This window comes from Nostoc cf. edaphicum LEGE 07299 (assembly GCF_015207245.1).
Lineage (GTDB): Bacteria > Cyanobacteriota > Cyanobacteriia > Cyanobacteriales > Nostocaceae > Nostoc > Nostoc edaphicum_B.
The window spans coordinates 1-4,469 of record NZ_JADEXF010000452.1; the positions used below are offsets into that span (position 1 = coordinate 1).

Genomic DNA, 4,469 nt, shown 5'->3' on the forward strand with positions numbered 1-4,469 from the left:
ACTGCATCTCGTCCATCACAATTTTGTAAGTAAACTTTGACAATTTCTTCTTTAGCTGTAGGCAACTTTTTGCCAATAAAATCTGGGTGAATTGGTAATTCTCGATGGCCTCTGTCTACTAACACAGCTAAACGAATCACCTCTGGCCTACCGTAATCGTTGACTGCGTTCAAAGCCGCGCGAATCGTCCGTCCTTTGAAAATCACATCATCCACCAGTACAACCGTTTTCCCCGTAAGATCAAAAGGAATTTCGCTTTTCGTTGGAGTTCGCAATCCAATTTTGTCGAGGTCATCTCGATAAAATGTAATATCCAAAGCACCGACTGACACTGCTACACCTTCGAGCGTCTCAATTTGACGCGCCAATAATTCGGCTAATAACGCGCCTCTAGTATAAATACCAAGAAGCACCAGTTGAGACAAATCACGCGTCCTTTCGACAATTTGAGAGGCAAGGCGAGTCAAGGTACGACGGATTTCTTCGGATGAGAGAATTTCAACTACTTTGGCAGACATAGCAAGTGATGAGTTAGGAGTGATAAGTTAAGAGTTAGGAATTTTTATTCTTAACTCCTGTACAGACGCGATTAATCGCGTCTCTAACTCCTAACTTTATATTTATCATTACCTATTTGGGAGCATTAAGAATATTGCGATCGCTATCCCTAACCATAGCAAAAAACAATATCGAGTCAGCTGTAAAGCATTCTGAATAGAAGTTGCAGTAATGGCATAAATAGCATCTCCTAGCAGTGGTTTGTACTTAGCCACCCCCCGATACCAATTTGTACCCCCCATCTGCACACCTAAAAATGCAGCGTAGGCGCACTCACTCCAGCCAGAATTGGGGCTAGGATCGTTAATTGCATCCCGACGACAAATTTGCCAAATATGCATCGGTTTACCTGATAGCAGCGCCAGAGTCACGACTGTTAACCGACAAGGTAGCCAAGTCAAACAATCTTCTAACCGCGCACAGAACCATCCCAAATAAGTATAGGGTGCTTCCCGATAGCCCACCATTGAATCAAGGGTACTGCTGGCTTTATATGCTAAAGCTAAAGGAGTTGGCCCCACAACTGGTATAAAGACACCAACAATTGCATAAAAAAGCGGAGCCATTACCCCATCGGTGGCATTTTCTGCAACCGTTTCTAAAACGGCTCGTGAAATTTCTGGTTGTGAGAGGTTTTGGGTATCTCGACCAACATAATTACTTAAAATCTTTCGAGCCTTCTCTAAATCTCCGACTGTTAAAGGTTGTAAAACAGCCTCCGCTGCTGCTCGCAAACTTCTGCCAGCAAAACAACTAGCTAAAAGAATGCTATCTATTGCAATTCCTAAGAGTGGATGAACCCATCTGGCAGTTTGAATCATCAAAAAGCCAACAAGACCGCTACCAATTATTAAGATAATAGCTAGTACAATTCCAGCTAGGCGTTGTATTAGAGAATTTTGACATAAGTGGAGAAAAAACTTGGTCAGGCGAGAAATTACCCACCCCATAATTTGTACTGGATGAGGCCAATCCCAAGGATCGCCAATTAAATAATCTAAAAATGCTGCAATTATTAAGATATAGATATTATTAGTCATAAGTCACAAGTCTTGGGTTAAAAGTCAAGGGTCAATATTTCGACTATTGACTATTGACTAAACCACAAAACTAGCTTCTTCTCCAAGGGAAGCTTGCCGACTCCGAGCATCGTAATAAAGGTCTGCCAGAGTAATACTGTATAAAGCTTCTCTAAGCTTTTGGTTGAGTCTTTGCCAGAGGCTAAACGTTACCCAATCTTCAGCTTGTGTAGGTGCTGGGGTGTGATGAGGTAAATGGCTAGTCTCGCCAACAGCTTCTAAAATTTCTCCTATAGATATTTGTGCAGGCTCTCTTGCCAATTGATATCCGCCGATGCTACCACGAATTGATTTCACTAAAGATGCACGACGCATTTCTATTAGTAGTTTTTCGAGGTAAGGAGCTGGGATATCTTGGCGTTTTGCGATCGCTCTCACAGATGCAGGCCCATATCTTGGCTGTAAACTTAAATCTAGCAACGCCTTTACACTATAGTGTCCTCTGGTAGTTAATTTCATTTTGGCAAGCTTTGTTGTTTGTCCTTTGTCTTTGTTGGCACTGCATCTTCCTGAAAAGAAATTCTGATGGTCGGCTTCCGACTCTGAGACTTCTTTAGTTTGTCGTTTCTAAATAACCAATGACTAAGGATCAGTTTTGCTTATCATTCTGTGACTCAGTTCTCATCCTTAAGAAATAGACAACCTTTAGAGCGTTAGTTTAGAAAACTTAAAACTTATATAGTCTAGCAGTAATTCACAAACTATATATATAGTTATCAGCATTGCCAGCATTTTCTAAAATAGATTGTCTTGCCAATATTGGTAATGGCATAACAATTGTGCATCTGAGTGTAATATACTTGGCTAGGTTGAGATAAAAACTAAAGGATTATGTTCCTGTTAGCTCAACCTCAGCTAAAATAAAATCGATTCAAACACTTCAAACATTCATTTTCGACCTAAGTTGATGCCTAAACAGAAAAAAATTGAACCCTTACTCGGCGAAGAATTGCTCAAAAAAGTCAAAGAGCTAGAGAACGAGAGCAAAGAAGACAAAGCCAAGAAGTGCGGCTACTATACCGTTACTAAAAATGGTATAGAGCGCGTCAATATGATGAAGTTCTTAAATGCCCTAATTGATGCTGAAGGCATTCAGTTAGATAGTACACCCAGTGCTAATGGGCGTGGTGGACGTAGTGCTAGCTATAGAATTAGTGTGCAATCGAATGGTAACTTACTGATAGGTTCAGCTTATACAAAACAGATGAATCTTAAACCAGGAGATGAGTTTCTGATCACTTTAGGCAAAAAGCACATTCGTCTGAGACAGGTAGATCCAGAAGATCGTGAAGATGATGAAGCCATAGAAGCCACGGCTTAATAAATAAATGGTCATTAGTCAATTGTCCTTTGTCATTTGTGAAAAACAATGACTATAAACAGTCATTAGTCAAGTGTCATTTGTCCTTTGTGAAAAATAATGACCAATGACCAATGACCAATGACCAATGACCAATGACTAATGACTAATGACTATATCTGTAGTAGGTAAGACTGGTAAATAGTGGCGAAGTGCCTTGCGCGTAACTGCTAAATTACAGGTTAATGCAATTTGCTCTTTTTCTAATAAACCCAAAATGCAATCGGGTTTATCTCGTGCTACTACTGGTAATTGATGTAAACCTCGAAGACTCATCCGATCTAAAGCCTCAGATAAAAGTTCATCTTGCCATGCATAGAGAATTTCAGTAGTACAAATGTCTATGAGGGTTTGACTGGATAAATTATCGGGAATTTCAGTTAGGGAATTTGGGTATGTTTGCCAAATAGCAAGGGCACGGTTAATATCTTCCAAAGAAAGTATACCAACTAATTGCTCTGCTTCATCAAATACTAAAGCACTACGAACGCGATCGCGGGTCATTTCCACAGCAGCATCTAACACTCCCAAAGTTGCAGGTAACTTTTTGGGGTAGGGATACATGGCATCTTCTACCAAAATTTGCTGCACAATTTCCGATTGTTCATCTTTCAGTTCCGAAAGACCAATTTGTTGTAGATTAGAGTTAGAGTTAAAAGTTGGTTTAATCCTTTCTACTAGCCAAACACTTAAACCCACAGCTGCCATCAACGGTAAAACAATTCGATAGTCGCGGGTTAATTCAAACAGCATTAAAATAGCCGTCAACGGCGCTCTCACACTAGCAGCTAATACTGCTGCCATTCCCACCATTGCGTAAGCTGGGGGAGCCGCCATTTGATCGCAAATTGTCGGGAATGCTACAGCCAACATTTTGGCGTAAGCCGATCCAAAAGAAGCACCTAAAAACATTGCTGGTGCGAATAAACCACCAATGAAACCACTACCTGCACTAATTGCAGTCATCAATAATTTCACCACCAACAATACCACCAATAAGTAGAGTGGAAACTCCACATCTTGAAGCATTGCTTCTACTGTTTCATAACCGACACCTAGAATTTGCGGGAACTGCAAAGCAACTACGCCAACGATCGCACCGCCAATAATTGGATGAATCGGCTGAGGAATTCGTCCCAAAAAATCAAAACCTGGAACCTTCCCAGCAAAGCAAGCTTTTGCTCCCCGAATTGATTCAGTATAAACCAAAGAAACTAGGCTGGCCCCTAAACCTAGGCCAAGGTAAAGAGGTAATTCCAAAGGACTGCGAACTTGGTAAACAGGTAAATCAAAAGCAGGTTGGGCCCCCAAACCAATTTGGGCAATTAATGCTGCTACCACCGCAGCTAAGAGCACCACACTTACAGCAGAAGTAGCGAAAGATGTCGCTCCCATCACCACCTCTAGAGCAAAAAATACTCCAGCGATGGGAGCATTAAATCCCGCCGCCAGTCCCGCCGCCGCGCCAGCAC

The 4,469-nt window shown here is 41.4% G+C and carries 5 protein-coding genes; 1 reads left to right on the plus strand and 4 read right to left on the minus strand.

The features are described 5' to 3' along the window. The 3 genes from pyrR to IQ229_RS14575 all read right to left on the minus strand — a co-directional run. The coding region (gene pyrR / locus IQ229_RS14565) for a bifunctional pyr operon transcriptional regulator/uracil phosphoribosyltransferase PyrR (RefSeq protein WP_194044820.1) at nt 1-518 on the minus strand (518 nt) is incomplete at its 3' end. 108 nt (nt 519-626) lie between these two features. Continuing rightward, complete coding sequence (gene cbiB / locus IQ229_RS14570; RefSeq protein ID WP_194044821.1) at nt 627-1,598, minus strand: adenosylcobinamide-phosphate synthase CbiB; 972 nt, start codon at nt 1,596-1,598, stop codon at nt 627-629. Between the two features lie 57 nt (nt 1,599-1,655). Continuing rightward, nucleotides 1,656-2,096 carry an Rrf2 family transcriptional regulator gene (locus tag IQ229_RS14575; protein ID WP_194044823.1) on the minus strand — a complete coding sequence of 147 codons (441 nt, stop codon included), beginning with the start codon at nt 2,094-2,096 and terminating at the stop codon, nt 1,656-1,658. Nucleotides 2,097-2,544: 448 nt separating this feature from the next. Between IQ229_RS14575 and IQ229_RS14580 the strand changes: the two genes are divergently transcribed. Beyond that, nucleotides 2,545-2,958 (plus strand): AbrB family transcriptional regulator, encoded by a 414-nt coding sequence (locus IQ229_RS14580; protein WP_104909531.1) that lies wholly within the window; start codon nt 2,545-2,547, stop codon nt 2,956-2,958. Between the two features lie 138 nt (nt 2,959-3,096). Here IQ229_RS14580 and IQ229_RS14585 read toward each other — a convergent pair. Next, nucleotides 3,097-4,469: chloride channel protein (locus tag IQ229_RS14585; RefSeq protein WP_194044825.1), on the minus strand; the 1,373-nt coding region annotated here is incomplete at its 5' end.